The following is a 17833-nucleotide window of genomic DNA, read 5'->3' on the forward strand; positions in this document are numbered from 1 at the left end:
GCGCCCACCACCGCACCTGGCCCCAGCCCGCCGCCCCGCCGGCCGAGGCGGTCACCATCACCCCCGCGTCCAAGAGCGCCCCGGCCAAGCGAAAACCCAAGGTCACCGCTTAAAACAGCGGCATTGCGGCTAGACGAGTAGTTCCGATGTCTGGCTGCGGAAACAGGGCGAGGGCCCCCAAAGTCCGTGTGTGACGACAGACATGGAAGCCCTCTTGACCGCACTCTACGTGAAGGTGGACGACGAGATCGGAGGAACCCGATGGATGGGTACGCCACCGCTACTGAGCGACAGCGAGCTCGTCTGCCTGGCAGTCGCGCAGGCGCTGCTCGGGTACCACTCCGAGGCCCGGTGGCTGCGCTACGCGAACAAGCATCTGTCCGGCATGTTCCCGTACCTGCCGCTGCGGCCTGGCTACAACAAGCGTCTGCGCGGCGCTCTTCCCCTGGTCAAGCGCATGATCAGGGAGCTGGCCATGGACAGCGACTTCTGGTTCGACAACCACTGGATCGTCGACTCGACGCCGGTCCCGTGCGGGATGTCGCGCCCGACCGTGCAGCGATCGAACATGGCCGGCTGGGCACAGTACGGCTACTGCGCGTCACATTCCCGGTTCTTCTGGGGGCTTCGCCTCTATCTGGTCTGAACGCCCACCGGGATGCCGATCATGTGGGAGCTGGCGTCCGCGAAGATCGGCGAGCGCGAGGTACTGTCCGCGATGTTGGAGGTCGACGCCGACCTGGTCGCCGCCCGCGCGGGCATCCTGCTCATCTCGGACAAGGGCTTCGCGTCCAAACCGTTGGAGCGGGAGCTCCTCGATCAGGGCATCGAGCTGCTGCGGCCTTCCCGCAAGCGCGAGAAGGAGCGGTACGGCGAGCCGATGCTCAAGAAGGTCCGCCAGCTGATCGAGTCGGTCAACGACACCCTCAAGGGGCAACTTGACCTGGAACAACACGGCGGGCGGACCTTCGAGGGCGTCGCGATCCGCGTCGCCCAGCGGATCCTGGCGATGGCCGCCGGGATCTGGCACAACAACAAGCTCGGCGCACCAGTCACCCGCTCGTTGATCGCCTATGACCACTGAGCACACACGATCAGCGGATGCGCTGCGTAATGTGGCCAGCTTGCGCTGGGGGCAGCGCCGACGAGGTATCCGACGACTTCGACGGCCGCGGGAGCCAGTCAGAACGCTCCCTCCCGCGCAAAATCACCGACACCCAGTGGTCGCAGGAAGGTGTTCACCGGGTTCGTCGGTTGGCGGGGCCGGGACTGTTGGTGGGGGAGGTGCTCTCGGTGGCGGCCCAGCTGGCAAGGAGCTGGAGGGCGTCGTGGTCGGGGGTGCCGGGCGCGGCTGTGTACGCGGTGAGGGTGAGGCCGGGCTGGGCGGGCAGGTCCATGGCATCGAAGTCGAGGGTGATCTCGCCGATGTCCGGGTGACGGAACGACTTGCGGCCGGTGTGGTGCAGACGCACGTTGTGCTTGGCCCAGGCGGTACGGAAGTCCTCGCTGCGGGTGACGAGTTCGCCGACCAGTCCGGTCAGATCACTGTCGTGGGGGGCTCGTCCGGCTTCGGTGCGCAGCAGGGAGACGGTGGTGTTCAGGGACTCTTCCCAGTCGGGGAAGAAGTCGCGGCCTGCGGAGTGCAGGAACTGGTAGCGGGCGATGTTGACCGGGCGCGGGGCGTCGTCGGCGTACAGGGGTGAGTACAGGGCGCGGCCGAGTGGGTTGGTGGCGAGGATGTCGAGTCGGCCGTTGCGGATGAAGGCCGGTGAGTCGGTCATGGACTCCAAGATGCGCAGAACGCTGTCGGGGATCGGTCCGCGGGCCCGCTTGGTGCGGCGGGCGGGACGCTTGGCGGCGGCGCGGGCCAGGTCGTAGAGGTGGGCGCGTTCGGCGTCGTCGAGCTGGAGGGCGTTCGCGACGGCGTCGAGGACTTCTTCCGAGGCGCCGGCGATGTGGCCGCGCTCGAGGCGGACGTAGTAGTCGATGCTGACGCCGGCGAGCAGGGCGACTTCTTCGCGGCGCAGGCCCGGCACGCGCCGGTTGCCGCCGTACGCGGGCAGTCCGGCCTGCTGCGGGGTGATCTTCGCGCGGCGGGAGGCCAGGAATTCGCGGATGTCGCTCTCGGTACTCACGCATTCCAGGCTAAGCCGGACGGCGCACGGGTGGGGGGTCCTGTCAGTACCTGTAAACCCAGGCCCTCCCCCAGTCCTGTGATCTGCGGTTTCCTCGATAACGGCAGCAACTGCGGCCCGCGGAACCGACCCGGTTCTCGGCGTAGAAGCCGCCCGCGGCGCCACGTCTACCCGAGACTGACCCGTGCCGTTTCATCACGCTTTGTTCTAGGAGGAAGCCCCGTGCCGAAGCAGTCAGCGCCCCAGGAGCTCGCCGAGATCGCGCCGAAGCTCGTCGAGGTCACGAACAACGTCCTGTTCGCCGACGTCTGGGAACGCCCGGGGCTGTCCCCGCGCGACCGCAGCCTGGTCACCGTGAGCGTGCTGGCCGCCCTCTACCGCTCCGAGCAGCTCGGCTACCACCTGGGCGTCGCCCTGGACAACGGCCTGAGCGTGGAGGAGCTGTCCGAGGCCATCACCCACCTGGCCTTCTACGCGGGATGGCCCAACGCCATGACCGCGATCACCCAGCTCAAGAAGATCGCCGACGACCGCAACGCCGGCTGACCCCCACCCTCCCCCTCGTCACCCGAACGGAGCATCCCCTCGTGAGCAAGGTCTTCCTGATCACCGGTGCAGGACGCGGTCTCGGCGCGGACCTCGCCCGTCAGGCACTCGAAGCCGGCCACCAAGTGGTGGCCACCCCCCGCCGCCCCGAGCACGTCCTTGAAGCCCTCGGCGGCGAGCAGGACAACCTGCTGGCCACCGCCCTGGACATCACCGACCCGGCCACTGCCCAGAGCGCCGTCCAGGCGGCCGTCGAGCGCTTCGGGCGCATCGACGTCCTGGTCAACAACGCCGCCAACTTCTACGCCGGCTACTTCGAGGAGATCTCCGACGCGCAGATGCGCGCGCAGATCGAGACGAACCTGTTCGGGCCGATGAACGTCACCCGCGCCGTGCTGCCCGTCATGCGGGCCCAGCGCGCCGGCCACGTCATCACCATCTCCTCCCTCGCCGGCGCCGTCGGCCTGGAGTTCTGCGTCGCCTATGCCGCCGCGAAGTTCGGCGTCGAGGGCTTCATGGAGTCCCTGCGCTACGACGTCGAGCCGTTCGGCATCCGTACGACCATCGTCGAGCCGGGCTTCTTCCGCACCGAGCTGCTGGTGGATGCCTCCACCACGTGGGCCGAGCTGTCGGTCGACGACTACGCCGAGCGCACCGCCGCCACGAAGAAGCAGTGGCAGTCCATGAACGGGCAGCAGGCCGGCGACCCGGCCAAGCTCGCCGCCACCCTGCTGGCCCTGGCCGGCCAGAAGCAGCCCCCGGCCCGCTTCGTCGCCGGAGCCGACGCCATCGAGGCGGTCGCGGCCAAGGCCAGGGAGCTGCTCGCGCAGGCCGAAGCCTCTCGTGAGCTGGGCGCCAACCTCTCCCACGACGACGCCGCCTGACTGCCCGGTTGTCCCAGCACCCCACTCCACACGATTAAGGAATAGAGCCATGGAACACGTCACCTCCACCCCGACCATGAAGGCACCCGCCGAGCGCTTCACCGGCGACGTCTACCTCAACATGATCCAGGCCCCGACCGAGCCCGCCCGCCTCGCGGCCGGCCTGGTGCGCTTCACCCCCGGCGCCCGCACCAACTGGCACTCCCACGCGCTCGGCCAGGTCCTCTACGTCACCGACGGCGTCGGTCTCGTCGGCACCCGCGACGGCAGTGTCGCGCGCATCAGCGCGGGCGAGACCCTCAAGTGCCCGGTCGGCGAGGAGCACTGGCACGGCGCCACCGACACCAACCTCATGGCGCACATCGCCCTCGTGGTCGGTGACGGCAGCGGTGGTGACGGCACCACCTGGCTGGAGCCCGTCACCGACGAGCAGTACAACGCCGCCCTCGCCAACATCTGATCAGCCGCCCCGCCCGCCCTCTCTCCCACGCCGCCGTGCGTGGGGAGAGGGCGGGCAGCCCCGTATCCGGAGGAAGACGCATGTCCACCACGATGACCGCACTCTTCGGCGGCACCACCCCGCAGTGGCAAGCCCGCCAGGTCCCCGTACCGGAACCAGGCCCGGCCAGGTTCTCCTCCGCGCCCACGCCGTCTCGCTAGCGGCACAGGTCGAAAACGCCTAGGGGCACGATCCTTGCACTCCCAGGTTCTTGAACTGCGAAAACAGGCTTATCGTCTAGTGGCGTGTACGTGAAGGCTTCGTCCCGCCGTAACAAGAGCGGGCAGACGGTGGGGTACCTGCAACTGGCCCACAACGAGTGGGACCCGGTCGCGGGGCGTTCGCGTACCAAGGTGCTGCACTCCTTCGGCCGCGAGGACGAACTCGACCGCGAAGCCATCCGCCGCCTGGTCGCCGCCCTGTCCCGGCTCCTCGACCCCACCGAGGCCCTGGCCGCCACCATGCCCGGCGACCTGTCCCTGACCGACTCCCGCCCGCTGGGCGGCACCCATGCGCTGGACGGCCTGTGGCATCGCCTGGGCCTGGACCAGGTCATCCGCCGCCAACTGGAGGGCCGCCGCCTGGATCCGCGGGTGGAGCGGGTGCTGTTCGCGCTGGTCGCCAACCGGGCCCTGGCCGCCTCCAGCAAGCTCGCCGCCACCGAGTGGAGGGTGAGGGCAAGCTGTACCTGGCAACGGTGATCGACCTGTTCTCGCGCCGCCTGCCCGGCTACGCGATGGGCGATCGCCACGACGCGGCCCTGGTCAGCGCGTCGCTGCGGATGGCGGCGCGACGAGGGGCGGCAGCGTGGACGGAGTGATCTTCCACAGCGACCGCGGGTACACCTCCGCGGCCTACAGCGACCTGTGTGACCGGCTGGGCGTGGTGCAGTCGATGGGGCGGGTGGGGTCGTGCTTCGACAAACCGTTGTCATCACACTGCGCTCCTTTGCGATTGTGCGGATAGAGCTGCCTCGCGGGCCGCGATGCGGTCGCTGATCTTGATGCCCCGGGCGACCTCGGGAGCCGGGTGGTCGGGGCGGGCGGGTGGAAGAGGTAGCAGTTCTTGTCGTTGTAGGCGATACCCTCGATGAGCCCGGTCCGCCGCCAGATCTTCACGGTGTTCTCGCTGACGCCGATCGCGTCGGCGTACTCGGCGAACGTCAGCAGCCCTCGGCCGCGCAGGCGGTCGTAGCGGTGGACGAGGCCGTAGCTGTCGCGGATGTCGCCGACGAGCAGTTCGGTGAAGGGCTGGCCCTTGCCGCTGGTCAGTCCGCGTTCGTTGAGGATCGTCGCGGCCTGCCGGTGGGTGTGGTGATCGAGCAAACTCGTCCGTTCTCACCAACGTCGGCGACATCTCGGAGCGGAGGATTTTTTGGGGGCGAGTAAACCCAAACCCCCTGACATGCCAGATCAGGCCCGGCCAGGTACCACAGGTGCGAGCGGGCCTGCCAGGAGAAAGCCGGAACGATCTGTCAGCGACAGAGCGCGGCGTGGATCCGGCACAGGTCCACGTGCCGGCGCTTCGTCCAGACCGGCAGCAGAACCGCAGTTCGGACCGGCCTGACGTGCGATGCCCTCACGGTGACTCCCGTCGGTCCTTGCGTTAGCACCCGGCAGCGACGCGGATCGCGACGTGTAGTTGCTGCGGCTTCGACGAGCCAGGTCTGTCGGCCGCTCTGGATGGTGTGGGACGAACGTACGTGGCAGGTGGGCGGCCTTGTCAAGAGCGCGCCTGTGCCGACCCTGACGGCCGCGCGGTCCCCCAGTAGACGTCACCGCCCTATTCCCCCGCGTGGTGTGCCGTGGTTCACAGTGAGTTGACGGCCCGCCGGCAGGGTCGGTACGTACGATGGAGGCAGGCCCCGCGCTCAGTTTGTGAGCGGCGGGGCCTGCCTGGTGGGGTGCGCCGTGCTGGTGTGCGGCGCATCCGTTCGAACTACGGAACAAGCTTCAGCAGCTTGTTCGGCGAGCCCGTGCCGACGCCGGTGAGGACATTGTTGGTCGCCCCGTTCACCAGTGCGGCGGCCACGGTCGCCGGGGAGGCGCCCGGGTGGGCCGTCAGGTAGAGCGCCGCCGTGCCCGAGACGTGCGGGGCGGCGAAGGAGGTACCGCTACCGGTGTACGTGGCGGTGTCGGAGGTGTTCCAGGCCGCCGTGATGTTGGAGCCGGGGGCGAAGATGTCCACGGTTGAGCCGTAGTTGGAGTAGCTGGCCCGCGCGTCGGTGTTGGTGGTGGCGCCGACGGTGATCGCGTTCGCCACCCGGGCCGGGGAGTAGTTGGATGCCGGGGCGTTCGAGTTGCCCGCGGCTATGGAGTAGGTCACGCCGGAGGCGATCGAGTTGTTCACCGCGGTGTCCAGCGAGGTGCTGGCGCCGCCGCCGAGGGAGACGTTGGCGACGGAGTTGGCGACGTGGTGGGCGGTGATCCAGTCCACGCCCGCGATGACGCCCGATGACCTTGCCGCCGTACTCGGAGATCAGGCTCTTCCCCTGTGAGGCGGTCGCCTTGAAGCCGACGTTGCTCTTTAAGGTGACGATGTAGCTGCCGGCTACGGCGTCAGCGGCGTTCGCGTTCAGCACGGTGCCTTCGGCCGGTGCGGCCTCGGCGGGAGCGCCGAGCCGTAGGAACGGAGCTTGTCGGTGACGACCACCCGCGGCACCGCACCCGTGTTCTTCAGCAGGCGGCGGAAGAAACGCCTGGCCGCGGCGGTGTCCCGGCGGCCCTGTACGAGGATGTCCAGGACGTTGCCGTCCTGGTCGACGGCCCGCCACAGGCACTTCAGCTCTCCGTTGATCTTGATGAAGACCTCGTCCAGGTGCCACTTGTCCCCTGGCCGGGGCCGGCGCAGTGCGTTGGCGTAGCTCTGCCCGAACTTCCCACACCAGCGGCGGACAGTCTCGTACGAGACGGTCACACCGCGCTCCAGCATCAGCTCCTCCACCTCGCGGAAGCTGAGCGGGAACCGGAAGTACAGCCACACACAGTGGGAGATCACCTCGACCGGGTACCGGTGCCCCTTGTACGACGGCGACGCGCTCCCCACGGACGACTCCCCCTCCGGCGTGATCAACCAGAAGATCATCCCACGCCGTCAGCCAACGTGACAGCACCGTTCGTCGGCCCCGTCAACGCGCAGCGGCATCAGGGCTCGCTCGAACGGGGCGATCAGATCGTCGTAGGCCTCGCGCAAAGCGCTGCCGGCGGCCCGGTCGACGGTGAACTCCCCGTCAGGAACGATCTCCCATTCCAGGAGGTCGGGCAGCTGCGTGTCGAGGTACTGACGCAGCCGGTCGACGACTACCGGGATGTCGTTCTCGCCGCGTCTGACGTGCTCGGCCTGGGGTACCCGGACCCACCAGGCGTAATACGGGACGCCGTTTTCGGAGGAGTCGTCGTCGCAGCACTCCTCGTACACGCAGCCCAGCGAGGCGGCCAGCTCCGTCATCGGCTGCCTCGTGCTGGAAGTTGGTCCTGGCGGTGTTGCGGATCCGTTTCGTGCGGCCGTGCTCGGCGAGGACCGCGAGGGCATCATTAGCGTTCGATCCATCGGCGATCTTGCGTTGGAGCGAGTCGGATGATGCGGTCAAATGCGTCCAGTTCCAGGGCTGCTGCAGTGCGATAGCTCGGAAGAGGGACCGCTCCTGCAGGCCCCTAGAGCCGGGACGCCGCCGCGATCCGCTCCCGGAAAGGGCGGCGGCGTACCGCCTCCGCCACCTCCGTCAGCAGCTCCGCTAGCGGCATCGAGAGCTCCGCGTCCAGCTCCGCCAACGCCGCCACCGTCGCGTCCCACTCTGCCTCGATCTGCGGCAGCAGGGCATGGGCTTTCGGCGTGAGCTCGATCAGCCGGCGGCGGGCGTCTCGCGGGTCGGGAGTATGGGTGACCAGGCCTGCGCGGGCCATCTGAGCCGCCGTCTGGCTTGCGGCTGAGGGCGTGACACCCACCGCCGCGGCCAGGTCGCGGACCGGGAGCGGGCCTTCGGCCAGGAGAGCCCGTACGACCGGGGAGAAGCGGGGCCGGTACTCGGCGAGGCCCTGCTCCTCGTAGACCTTGGCCACGTCGCCGTCGAGCAGCTCGAGGACGTGGCGGAGCAGGGTGCCTACGGCGACCGGGTCGGGGTGATTCCTCATGGTGTTAATCTAACAGCGCTGTCATATCTCAGGAGGGTACGTCTCACATGGCCGAGCTCTATCCCCCCATCGAGCCGTACGAGCACGGCATGCTCGATGTCGGCGACGGCAACCGCGTGTACTGGGAGACCTGCGGGAATCCCGCGGGCAAGCCCGTCCTCGTCCTGCACGGCGGGCCAGGGTCCGGCGCGGGGCCGTTCTGGCGCCGGCTGTTCGACCCCGCGGCGTACCGCATCGTGCTCTTCGACCAGCGCGGGTGCGGGCGGAGCGTGCCCGACGCCGCCGATCCGCAGACCTCGCTCGCCGCCAACACCACCCCGCATCTGATCGCCGACATCGAGCTGCTTCGGCAGCACCTCGGCATCGAGGAATGGCTGGTCATCGGCGGCTCCTGGGGCGTGACCCTCGCGCTGGCATACGCCGAGCAGCACCCCGGACGCGTATCCGAGCTGGTGCTCTTCAGCGTCACCAACACCACCCGCCGCGAGGTGGAGTGGGTCACCCGGGACATGGGGCGGATCTTCCCCGAGGAATGGGCCCGGTTCCGCGACGCCGTACCGGAGCGGGATCGCGACGGCAGCCTGGTGGAGGCGTACGCCCTGATGCTCGCCGACCCCGATCCGGCCGTACAGGAGCGGGCGGCGCGGGAGTGGTGCCGGTGGGAGGACGTGCACGTGTCCACCCACCGGGGGTACAAGCCCGATCCCCGTTACGAGGACCCGCACTTCCGGCTGCGCTTCGCCCGCCTCGTCACGCACTACTGGCGGCACGCCGGCTTCCTGCAGGACGGGGCGCTGCTGCGCGACGCCGGAAAGCTCACCGGGATCCCCGGCGTGATGGTCCACGGGCGGATGGACATCAGCGGGCCCCCGGACGTCGCGTGGCGGCTGGCTCAGGTGTGGCCGGACGCGGAGCTCGTGCTGATCGGCGAGGAGGGGCACGGGCTGTCGGGAGACGCCACAACGAAGGCCGTGCTGGCGGCTACGGACCGGTTCCGACCAGTCTAGGAAGCGATGGCGGCCCGTGGCCTGAGTCATCAACTCGGCCCAGGGCTCATAGGCGCGTCCGGGGCAGAGGTCGGCGGCCCGGCGATCCAGGTGACGGATGACGGCGGCCTGGGCCCAACTCGGGCTGAACTGGGCGTAGCAGCGAACAGCTGTGGTGGGGGGGTCTGTCGAGATCAGCGGGTATCGCCCTGCCAGTCCCAGAGGAGCAGGTCGGTAGGACGCGGGCCGTACTGGGCGCGGCCGCCGGGTCCGTACCGTCCGATCTCGGTGAGCAGCGCGGCGCCGGCGGCGCGGGCGGCCTCGGTCCAGCCGGTGACGTCCAGGAGCAGCCCGTCCAGCGGGCCGCCCACCAGCTCCCGGTAGACATGCCCGGGCCGCGGACCCGGGTCGGGATCGTCGTGGTCGGCGGCGACGCGGACCAACTGTCGGACTCGTCGCGCAGTGCCGCCGGGTCCTGGTCCGCCTGGTCGTCGTGGGGGAAGCCGAGTTGCCAGAGCCGGGAGTCGTTGTGGTGCACGACCACGTGCACGACGGGCCCAGCTCGGCTACCTGCTGACCGCAGGCGCATTGCCGGCGGTCTCGCTCGGCGTCATCCCGATGGCGACACGCCAGTGGACGATCTGGCCTCGGGAGACGTTCCACATCTACGACGACGCACTCGTGTCGATCGAGCTGCTGTCGGCTCAGGTGAATGTCACACAGCCCTCGGGATCGCCCTGTACCTCAAGTCCTTCGAACAACCGCGCAGCATGGCTGCTTACGGCGCCGACGCCAGAGCATTGATCGTGCAAGCGATTGACGCACTGCACTGACCCAACAGCCCACCGTGGTGGTGCCGCAGCAGGTACAGGTCCGCGACACGACCCGGTACTCGGTCACCCTCGGACGCGGCGGCGGAGGCGGGACGTCGAAGACCTGGTGACGGCGCTCGTCGAAGACTGCACCTGCCGGCCATGCGGGCATCCTAGCTGATCGATAAGGATTTCTGATCGGATTTGATTTGAAACCGGCGTTGGACAAGCGGTGACCGGTTCTCTTACCTTTCTGCATGTGGCACAGATGACGCATCCCGCTGACGCACCCGCAGTTCGCTGCGGGCTCCGGCGTGCGCTCATCCACCCGGCCACCTGCCAGGTCATGCCTCGGGTCGGCGACGGACTGACCCAGTGTCGCGTCGTCGACTTCTGCCGCACCGGTTCCTCTGTCTGTCGCAGCCACTGACACACCTCCCCGGGAGCAGCCGCGGCGCCTGAACGCCCGGCCCTATCCCCTCCTGCTGTCTGAGTCGGCGTAGCCAGGCATTCTTCCGGCACACCCGGCGCCCTCGCGCCGCATCCAGCCTCCCCGGACGGCTGCGCGCGGCCCGACGAACACCCATGACCCGCGACACGACCGCGAGGAGCCCCCTCATGACCGTCGAGTTCATCAGCCTGATCAACGTCTGGGAATCCAGCGAGCTCTTCCCCAAACCCGGCGGGACCCCCGATGCGGACTACGTCAGGAAGTACGCTCGCTACCTGGAGGACGGCGGCTTCGACTACACCCTGGTCGCCTATAACTCCGCGGGCTACGACCCCTTCACCGTCTCGGCGACCATCGCCGCCCACACCGAGCGCATCAAGCCGATCGTGGCGCTGCGCCCCAACACCCTCTACCCGACCGTCGCCGCGCAGAGCCTGGCGACCCTCGACCGGCTCAGCGGCGGCCGCGCCACCGTGCACATCATCTCCGGCGGCAGCGACCAGGAGCAGGCCCGGCACGGCGACTACACCACCAAGGACGAGCGCTACGACCGCTCCGAAGAGTACGTCAAGCTGCTGCGCCGCGCCTGGACCGAGACCGAGCCCTGGGACCACGACGGCACGTATTACAAGTTCGAGAACTTCGTCGCGGGCTTCCGCCCGGTGAATGGGACGATCCCGGTCTCGGTCGGCGGCTCCTCCGCGGCCGCGTACCGGGTCGGTGGCGCCCTCGGCGACATCTTCGGCCTGTGGGGCGAGCCGCTGGCCGAGACCCGTGAGCAGATCGACAAAGTCGCCGAGCAGGCCCGGCTGGCCGGCCGTACGGACACCCCCCGCACCTGGGTGACCTTCCGGCCGATCGTCGCCCCGACCGACGAGCTGGCTTGGGAGAAGGCACACCGGACCATCGGCATCGTCGAGCAGACCCACCGCGCGGGCCGGTTCATCCCAAGCCGGTTGGCCCCGGCCGACCCGCAGAACGTCGGCTCGCAGCGCGCCCTGGAGATCGCCCAGCGCGGGGACGTGCACGACCGGGCGCTGTGGACGGTGCCGTCGAAGGTCACCAACGCGGCGGGCGCGTCCAGCGCCCTGGTCGGCAGCTACGAGACGGTCGCCGCGGCGATCCTCGACTACGTGGACCTCGGCGCGGAGCTGGTCTCGATCCGCGGCTACGACAACCTCAACGACGCGATTGACTATGGCCGTTACATACTCCCGCTGGTCCGCCAGGAGCTGGCGCACCGCGCGGCCACCGGCGAACGCGGCACGGTCGTGGCCCAACCGCCGCTGGACGGCGCCTCGGTCGACGCACGCGCGCGCGCTGCCGCCCCGCACTCCACGGCCGGTCCGGCGCCCACCGCCCGAAAGGCGTCCTGACCGTGACCGACACCACCGTGAACGCCCTCGGCACGGATCCGCTCCCCGCCGTCGACACCTCCCCGGCCGCGCTGGCCGCCCTGACCACGCAACTCGCCGCCACCGCCGAGGAGATCGACCGCGCGGCCGAGTTCCCCTGGAAGCCGATCCAGAAGGTGCACGACGCCGGCATCCTCACCCTGGGCATCGCCCCCCGCTACGGCGGCCGGGAGCTGAGCACCACCGAGAGCGCACGCGTCCTGCAGGCGCTCGGCCAGGGGGACCCGTCGGTGGCGCTGCTCACCGCGATGACCGTCTTCCAACACCTATCGCAGGCCAGAAGGGCGTGGTGGCCGGAGTACCTGTACCGCAAGGTCGTCGCCGACTCGCTCGAACGCCCGGTGCTGATCAACGCGATCCGCGCCGAACCCGAACTCGGCGCCCCGGCCCGCGGCGGGCTGCCGGCCACCAAGGTCAAGCGCACCGCGCACGGCTGGCTGCTCAACGGCCACAAGGGCTACGGCACAGGCTCGGAGGGGCTGGCGTACCACGCGGTGTGGGCGGCCACCGAGGACGACGAGCCCCTGCTCGGCCATGTGATCGTGCCCGGCGACGACCCCGGTATCGAGATCGTCCGCACATGGGACCACTTCGGACTGCGCGCCAGCAGCACGCACGACGTGATCTACCGGGACGTCGAAGTGCCGTACGAGCACTTCCGTGGCGTGACGGCCGCGCAGGCCAAGGAGGAAGCGGCCGCCTTCTCCGGCCCAGGCCTCGCGGTGTCGGCGCTCTACCTCGGCGTCGCACGTGCGGCCCAGGAATTCTTCCTCCGGTTCGCCCACGAGCGGATCCCGACCACGCTCGGCCGGCCGATCGCGACCACCGAGCGGATCCAGACCATCGCCGGGGAAATCGAGGCCCAGCTCGTCCAGGCCGAGGAGATCGTCTACGGGCTCGCCGCGCGCATCGACGCCGGCGACGAGGACGCGCTGAAGCGGGCGCTGATCGCCAAACTGCTGGCCACCCGGTCCGCGGTGACCGCCGTGCAGACCGCGGTCACCAGTCTCGGCAACGCCGGGCTGACCCGGCACCACCCGCTGGAGCGGCACCTGCGTGACGTGCAGTGTTCCCGAGTGCACCCGCCCCAGGACGACGCGGCGCTGATCGCCTTCGGCCGCCAGGCCCTGGCCCGCGTCGCCCCGCACTGATCGCAGCACCGGCCGCGGCACCGACCTCGGCCCGGCTACGGCACTGATCGCGGCCCATCACCGGCGGCGAGATCCGGGTCCTCGGCGATTCCGTGGTCGGCGCCAAGGAGCGGGACCTGCGCCGGATCCGGGGCGGGGTGATCGGGCTGGTGCCGCAGGACCCGATGGTGTCCCTCAACCCGACGCTGCGGATCGGCACGCAGGTCGCCGAAGCTGTACGGCGCCGCGGCGGCGTCGACCGACGGCAGTTGTCGGCCGAGGTGGTCGCCGCGCTCGAAAAGGCCGGCCTGGACAACGCGGTACGGGTCGCCCGGCAGTATCCGCACGCGCTGTCCGGTGGGATGCGGCAGCGGGTGCTGATCGCCATCGCGCTCGCCGGGGAGCCGCAGTTGCTGATCGCGGACGAGCCGACCAGTGCGCTGGACGTGACACTCCAGCGGCGCATCCTGGACCATCTGGAAGGGCTGGTACGGGACTCCGGGGTCTCGCTGCTGATCATCACCCACGACCTGGGCGTCGCCGCGGACCGGGCGGACCGGGTGGTGGTGATGCGCAAGGGCGAGGTCGTGGAGGAGGGCGTGCCGTCCCGGGTGCTGGTCGCCCCCCGGCACCCGTACTCGCACCGGCTGATCGAGGCGGCGGTGGGCTTGTCACCGGATCTGTGGCCGGTGACGGGCCCCGGGCGATCCGACTCCGCCGGCTCGTCCGCAGGCACTTCGCCCCAGGCGGCCGTCAGCTCGAACTCCGGCTCGGCTCCCGCCCCGGCAAAGGCCGGTGACTCCGCCGCCCCTGAGGCCGACGAGGGTTCCCAGGAGCCGCGGGAGATCCTGCGGCTGGACCACGTGACCAAGGACTTCCCGCTGCCGCCGACGCCCGGCGGCCCGCGTACGCTACGCGCGGTCGACGACGTGTCCCTCACCGTACGGGCCGGCCGGACGCTGGCGCTGGTCGGCGAGTCCGGCTCGGGCAAGACCACGACCCTGCGGGTGGCGCTCGGCCTGGAGGACCCCACCGCCGGGGAGGTGCACTTCGACGGTCAGCGGATCTCGGGTCGCAGTTGGCGGGAGGTACGGCCGCTGCGGCAGCGGTTCCAGCTCGTGCACCAGAACCCGTACGCCTCGCTCGACCCCAAGCTCAGCCTGTACGACACAATCGTGGAACCGCTGGTGTCGTTCCGGATCGGCAACTCGGCGAGCCGGCAGGCGCGGGCGCGGGAACTGCTCGACCAGGTCGCGCTGCCGCAGACGATGCTGCACCGCCGCCCGGCCGAACTCTCCGGCGGGGAGCGGCAGCGGATCGCCATCGCCCGCGCGCTCGCGCTCAAGCCGGACCTGCTGCTGCTGGACGAGCCGGTCTCGGCGCTCGACGTCTCCATACAGGCGCAGATCCTCGACCTGCTGCGGGAGTTGCAGGGCGAGCTCGGACTGGCGTACCTGTTCATCTCGCACGACCTCGCCGTGGTGGCGCAGGTCGCGCACGAGGTGGCGGTCATGCGGGACGGGGCCGTACTCGAAAGCGGGCCGACCCGAGGGATCTTCACCGATCCCCGGAGCGACTACACCCGCGAGCTGATCGAGGCGATCCCGGGGCGCCGGGCCGCGGCCACGCTGCCGCACCCGGAATCCCACGCCGGGCCCGCGCAGGAGCCGGCCCAGGAGCCCGCCGCGTCCGCTGGACAGTGATGATTTACGAAGTGGCACTGCTGGCACGGGGCCCGTCGGGAATCTACAAGTTGCTTCCGGGACTTGGGCTCGTTGATGTGGTATGGGTCGTGTCGATGAGCTGATCGGTACGCTGCGGTTGAAGCTGGAGGTGGTGGTTCCCTGGCTGAACGAGCGGCAGCGCAGACTCCTGTACGCGGCCGAGGCCCGGCAGTTAGGGCTTGTAAATAATCAACTCGCTGATTCGATCTCTGTCGCAGGGGCGATGTCCACAGCGGCGATTTGTTCCACTCCTCCCGACCCACCGCCCGGGACCTGATCCGCGCCATGCGCGCCCTGACCGAACTCGCCGCAGTCGCCCCCACCGTGGTCGTGGCCGGCAACCACGACTCCCCCACGTACTTCGAGTTCCTCAACCTCGTGAGCGGCCCCTCCCGGGGCCGGGGCCTGTTCTTCGTCGACCGGGTCCGCCCGGCACACGACGGGGGCGTCCTCACCTTCGACGCCTGCGGTGGTGAGCAGCGAATCCGCCTGGCTGTCCTGCCGTTCGTGCATCCGAACCGGTTCTGGCAGCGCTCCGCGTCCGGCACGTCGTACGCCGACCGCCTGCCTCACGTACTGTGGCTTCGCATGACCGACTCCGAGATCGAGATCACCGCAGAGCTGGTGCACGATCTTCTCAAGGACCAGCATCCGGACGCGCGGGGCTGCCCATCCGCGAGGTAGCGGGCGGCTGGGGCAACCAGATGTGGCGCCTTGGGGATGAGTTGGCCGTGCGCATGCCGCGCACGGAAGGTGCCCCGGATCTCCTGCGCAAGGAGTGCCGGTGGCTGCCTGTCTGGCCCCGCGTCTTCCGCTCCCGGTTCCGATCGACCAGGCCCGGCTCGTGGACGACGCCCGGCGCGGCGGCAAGCGGCCCGGTGACCGCTGTCCGCAGCTGCTCCCGGTCCATGGGCGCCAGGAACGCGATCCCGTCGCGGAGCGAGCCCTGGTTCCGCTGGGTGAGCAGCCGGTCGAGCGATCCCGACCGTACGGTGAGCAGCGCCCGCACCGGCGTCGGCGTGGCGACCCGGTCGGCGAGGCCGGTGATCAGCTCCAGTAGCGCCCTGGCCGTAGCCGGGTCGGCCGTGGCGATCTCCTCGAACTGGTCGGCGAAGAGCAGGACGCCGTGCGGATGACGGCGTGCCAGGCGGGCGGCGATCTCGGCGTGCCGACCGTCCGCCAGCCGCTCCGCCGTCGCACACTCCGTCAGTTCCTTGCCGAGCAGCGGCAGCAGAGCGCCGGCCAGCGTCTCGGCAGGGCCGAGCCCGGCGATCGGGCGGAAGTCCGCGATCCGGTGCCCAGCCCGGCGCAGCCGCGGCAGCAGCCCGGCACGGGAGAGGGAGGACTTGCCGCTGCCGGAGGGACCGGACAGGATGACCACCGGTTGCCGGGCGGTGAGCGTCTCCAGCCGGTCGATGTCCGCATCATTGCCGTGCACATGCGGTAGCGAACGTAGCCAACGGCGGACGGGGGCAGCGTCGCGCCCTGCCCGGTCATGGATCAGCCCGGCGGGCGGCACGGTGTGGTGCTCACCACGGGCGGGCAGCGGGCGCGACGATCAGAAGCCCCGACCGGGACTCCTCAGCGGCGCAAGCCCCGGGACCTTCCGCGATCCGGGACCGTGAGCCCGGCGACCCCGCGCGTAAGCCCGGCCCGCGTAAGCCGCCGGCCCCGCGTAAGCCCCCAGCCACCAGTAGACGAGGCGTTGGACGACACCCCGTACGCCCCCGAGGCCGCACTCTCCCGGCGCAGATTCCTCGAGGCGGCCGGCACCGCCGCGGTGACCGCACCCGCCCCGGCGGGCGTGCTCGGCCGGTGTCCGTGAAATGCCTTCGCCAGACCCGGCGGTCCTCCGCCACAATCCCTTCGTGACGACACAGCAGAGCGAGACGGAACAAGTCGCCTCAGCCATTGCCGAGCACGCGCACGACGGCTTCGCTCTGGTCGCGATCGACGGCCCAGGTGGAGCCGGAAAATCGACGCTCGCAACAACACTCGGCGAAGCCCTGGGCGGGGCAGAGCGGACCACCATCGTCCGTGGTGACGACTTCTACCGCCCGATGGCCCCGGAAGAGCGACTGCTCCTCAGCCCGGAAGAGGGCTATCACCAGTACTTCGACTGGCAGCGGCTGCGCGACCAAGTACTCATTCCGCTCCTCGCAGGCCAGGCAGCGGACTACCAGCGCTACGACTGGCCGACAGCCGCGCTGGCTACGGACGAGCTCCACCACGTCCCCCGGTCCGGCACTGTCATCGTCGAAGGCGTGTTCACCGCCCGCCCGGAACTGGCGAACTACTACGACCTCACCGTTTGCGTCGAGACACCTCGCGACACGTGCCTGCACCGGCAGCACACACGCGGACACGACCACGGCCCCGGCAACTGGATTGGACGCTGGCGCGCCGCTGAGGAGCACTACCTCGCAGCAACCCGTCTCAGTCCCGAATCCGCAGGTAGTGACACAGACAGGCGGGTGATACGACGACAGGTGCCCCTGCTGGTTTGAGATGATCGAGGTTCTCTACGCCTGATCGCTCTCGCCACAAGGACACCCGTCGAGTGAAGAAGATATCGCGCCGCCGTTGCGCCTCCCGAACCCCCGGCAGGCGCTGGACCCGCCTGAACGTCCAGGTAGGCGCCCCGGACGCGGCGCTGACCGAAAACGGCGGCCTGCTGTTGGTCGCCGAACTCGACCGGGTGCTCGGCGTCACCGCGGCCCTGGACGCGGGCATCGGCCCGATCAAAGAGCGGGACCGGGGGCTGTCCGGCGGGGAGTTCGCGCTGGCCATGGCCGTGGTAGAGCTAACCGGCGAGGACCATCTGGTCGGCTTCGACCACCTGCGCGCGGATGTGGTCGGCGAGGGGCTGCTGTCGGCCCCGGTCCCGGCCGCGACCACGGCCGCCACGCTGGCGGCCCGGTTCTCCCAGGTACATCGCGAAGGCATCGAGACTGCGTGCGCCCAACTCACAGCCCGGGCCCTTACGACGTGGTGCTCGATTGAGAAGCTGTCCTCTTACCGATCTTGACGTGTGTCAGTCGCACGGGAGTGCGGGGCGGGCCGCCGGTTCGGATGATCTTCCGCTCGTGTGCGCATGAAAGCAGGGCCTCCTGGTAGTTCG

At 69.8% G+C, this 17833-nt stretch carries 16 protein-coding genes and 8 pseudogenes; 16 read left to right on the plus strand and 8 right to left on the minus strand.

What is annotated here, in order from left to right; genetic code table 11:
- The first annotated feature begins 190 nt into the window (after positions 1-190).
- A pseudogene (locus tag FCI23_RS48655) lies at positions 191-1084 on the plus strand (IS982 family transposase).
- A gap of 154 nt (positions 1085-1238) precedes the next feature.
- On the opposite strand, the gene FCI23_RS48660 reads toward FCI23_RS48655, so the two are convergent.
- Positions 1239-2135 (minus strand): helix-turn-helix transcriptional regulator, encoded by an 897-nt coding sequence (locus FCI23_RS48660; protein ID WP_136730421.1) that lies wholly within the window; start codon positions 2133-2135, stop codon positions 1239-1241.
- Positions 2136-2357: 222 nt separating this feature from the next.
- Here FCI23_RS48660 and FCI23_RS48665 point away from each other — a divergent pair, with 222 nt between their 5' ends.
- The 5 genes and pseudogenes from FCI23_RS48665 (at position 2358) to FCI23_RS62785 (ending at position 4884) form a co-directional block, all read left to right on the plus strand.
- Complete coding sequence (locus FCI23_RS48665) at positions 2358-2681, plus strand: carboxymuconolactone decarboxylase family protein (protein WP_136730422.1); 324 nt, start codon at positions 2358-2360, stop codon at positions 2679-2681.
- A gap of 41 nt (positions 2682-2722) precedes the next feature.
- Entirely contained in the window at positions 2723-3565 is an 843-nt protein-coding gene (locus tag FCI23_RS48670) for an SDR family oxidoreductase (protein WP_136730423.1), read from the plus strand.
- Between the two features lie 49 nt (positions 3566-3614).
- Positions 3615-4025, plus strand: a complete 411-nt coding sequence (locus FCI23_RS48675) for a (R)-mandelonitrile lyase (protein WP_136730424.1) — start codon at positions 3615-3617, stop codon at positions 4023-4025.
- A gap of 284 nt (positions 4026-4309) precedes the next feature.
- Positions 4310-4732: pseudogene (locus tag FCI23_RS48685) on the plus strand (IS1634 family transposase); the annotation flags it as partial.
- Between the two features lie 29 nt (positions 4733-4761).
- Positions 4762-4884, plus strand: a complete 123-nt coding sequence (locus tag FCI23_RS62785; RefSeq protein WP_265737840.1) for a hypothetical protein — start codon at positions 4762-4764, stop codon at positions 4882-4884.
- 34 nt (positions 4885-4918) lie between these two features.
- On the opposite strand, the gene FCI23_RS48690 is transcribed toward FCI23_RS62785, so the two are convergent.
- The 5 genes and pseudogenes from FCI23_RS48690 to FCI23_RS48710 all read right to left on the minus strand — a co-directional run bounded on the left by FCI23_RS48690 (position 4919) and on the right by FCI23_RS48710 (position 8194).
- Complete coding sequence (locus tag FCI23_RS48690) at positions 4919-5389, minus strand: hypothetical protein (protein ID WP_136730425.1); 471 nt, start codon at positions 5387-5389, stop codon at positions 4919-4921.
- Positions 5390-6002: 613 nt separating this feature from the next.
- A pseudogene (locus FCI23_RS48695) lies at positions 6003-6518 on the minus strand (S8 family serine peptidase); the annotation flags it as partial.
- Between the two features lie 138 nt (positions 6519-6656).
- A pseudogene (locus tag FCI23_RS48700) lies at positions 6657-7109 on the minus strand (IS6 family transposase); the annotation flags it as partial.
- Between the two features lie 48 nt (positions 7110-7157).
- Complete coding sequence (locus tag FCI23_RS48705; RefSeq protein WP_136730426.1) at positions 7158-7511, minus strand: hypothetical protein; 354 nt, start codon at positions 7509-7511, stop codon at positions 7158-7160.
- Between the two features lie 206 nt (positions 7512-7717).
- On the minus strand, positions 7718-8194 hold the full coding sequence (locus tag FCI23_RS48710) for a MarR family winged helix-turn-helix transcriptional regulator (protein ID WP_136730427.1): 477 nt from the start codon (positions 8192-8194) through the stop codon (positions 7718-7720).
- A 47-nt stretch (positions 8195-8241) separates the two neighbouring features.
- Here FCI23_RS48710 and pip point away from each other — a divergent pair, with 47 nt between their 5' ends.
- The gene (pip, locus tag FCI23_RS48715) at positions 8242-9201 is read left to right on the plus strand and encodes a prolyl aminopeptidase (RefSeq protein ID WP_136730428.1); all 960 of its coding nucleotides are present in this window, start codon (positions 8242-8244) and stop codon (positions 9199-9201) included.
- A 173-nt stretch (positions 9202-9374) separates the two neighbouring features.
- Here pip and FCI23_RS48720 read toward each other — a convergent pair whose 3' ends face one another.
- Positions 9375-9623, minus strand: coding sequence for a hypothetical protein (locus tag FCI23_RS48720; protein WP_136730429.1), 249 nt, complete (start codon positions 9621-9623; stop codon positions 9375-9377).
- Between the two features lie 103 nt (positions 9624-9726).
- Here FCI23_RS48720 and FCI23_RS61500 point away from each other — a divergent pair.
- The 6 genes and pseudogenes from FCI23_RS61500 to FCI23_RS48750 form a co-directional block, all read left to right on the plus strand.
- Positions 9727-10013: pseudogene (locus FCI23_RS61500) on the plus strand (Scr1 family TA system antitoxin-like transcriptional regulator); the annotation flags it as partial.
- Positions 10014-10610: 597 nt separating this feature from the next.
- Positions 10611-11819 carry an LLM class flavin-dependent oxidoreductase gene (locus FCI23_RS48735; protein ID WP_136730431.1) on the plus strand — a complete coding sequence of 403 codons (1209 nt, stop codon included), beginning with the start codon at positions 10611-10613 and terminating at the stop codon, positions 11817-11819.
- A 2-nt stretch (positions 11820-11821) separates the two neighbouring features.
- Positions 11822-13009: an acyl-CoA dehydrogenase family protein gene (locus tag FCI23_RS48740; RefSeq protein WP_246144773.1), complete on the plus strand. Its 1188-nt coding sequence runs from the start codon at positions 11822-11824 to the stop codon at positions 13007-13009.
- A gap of 71 nt (positions 13010-13080) precedes the next feature.
- Positions 13081-14691: an ATP-binding cassette domain-containing protein gene (locus tag FCI23_RS48745; RefSeq protein WP_407646142.1), complete on the plus strand. Its 1611-nt coding sequence runs from the start codon at positions 13081-13083 to the stop codon at positions 14689-14691.
- 258 nt (positions 14692-14949) lie between these two features.
- Positions 14950-15099: pseudogene (locus FCI23_RS63425) on the plus strand (metallophosphoesterase family protein); the annotation flags it as partial.
- Between the two features lie 201 nt (positions 15100-15300).
- Positions 15301-15538, plus strand: a pseudogene (locus tag FCI23_RS48750) (phosphotransferase); the annotation flags it as partial.
- 57 nt (positions 15539-15595) lie between these two features.
- On the opposite strand, the pseudogene FCI23_RS63430 reads toward FCI23_RS48750, so the two are convergent.
- Positions 15596-16231: pseudogene (locus tag FCI23_RS63430) on the minus strand (nSTAND1 domain-containing NTPase); the annotation flags it as partial.
- A 186-nt stretch (positions 16232-16417) separates the two neighbouring features.
- Here FCI23_RS63430 and FCI23_RS57560 point away from each other — a divergent pair.
- From FCI23_RS57560 to FCI23_RS48770, 3 genes are read left to right on the plus strand one after another with little or no spacing between them, the layout of a single operon-like run.
- Complete coding sequence (locus FCI23_RS57560) at positions 16418-16537, plus strand: twin-arginine translocation signal domain-containing protein (protein ID WP_169317328.1); 120 nt, start codon at positions 16418-16420, stop codon at positions 16535-16537.
- Positions 16538-16580: 43 nt separating this feature from the next.
- Positions 16581-17219 carry a uridine kinase family protein gene (locus tag FCI23_RS48765; RefSeq protein WP_169317329.1) on the plus strand — a complete coding sequence of 213 codons (639 nt, stop codon included), beginning with the start codon at positions 16581-16583 and terminating at the stop codon, positions 17217-17219.
- 53 nt (positions 17220-17272) lie between these two features.
- Positions 17273-17740 (plus strand): hypothetical protein, encoded by a 468-nt coding sequence (locus FCI23_RS48770; RefSeq protein ID WP_136730437.1) that lies wholly within the window; start codon positions 17273-17275, stop codon positions 17738-17740.
- The last annotated feature ends 93 nt before the right edge of the window (positions 17741-17833 follow it).

Source organism: Actinacidiphila oryziradicis, from assembly GCF_005047355.1.
Lineage (GTDB): Bacteria > Actinomycetota > Actinomycetes > Streptomycetales > Streptomycetaceae > Actinacidiphila > Actinacidiphila oryziradicis.

Excerpts from the sequence above, each read along its gene's own strand:
- FCI23_RS48675 (WP_136730424.1), top strand. The coding sequence starts at position 3,615 with ATGGAACACGTCACCTCCACCCCGACCATGAAGGCACCCGCCGAGCGC.
- FCI23_RS48705 (WP_136730426.1), bottom strand. The coding sequence starts at position 7,511 with ATGACGGAGCTGGCCGCCTCGCTGGGCTGCGTGTACGAGGAGTGCTGC.
- FCI23_RS48710 (WP_136730427.1), bottom strand. The coding sequence starts at position 8,194 with ATGAGGAATCACCCCGACCCGGTCGCCGTAGGCACCCTGCTCCGCCAC.
- pip (WP_136730428.1), top strand. The coding sequence starts at position 8,242 with ATGGCCGAGCTCTATCCCCCCATCGAGCCGTACGAGCACGGCATGCTC.
- FCI23_RS48735 (WP_136730431.1), top strand. The coding sequence starts at position 10,611 with ATGACCGTCGAGTTCATCAGCCTGATCAACGTCTGGGAATCCAGCGAG.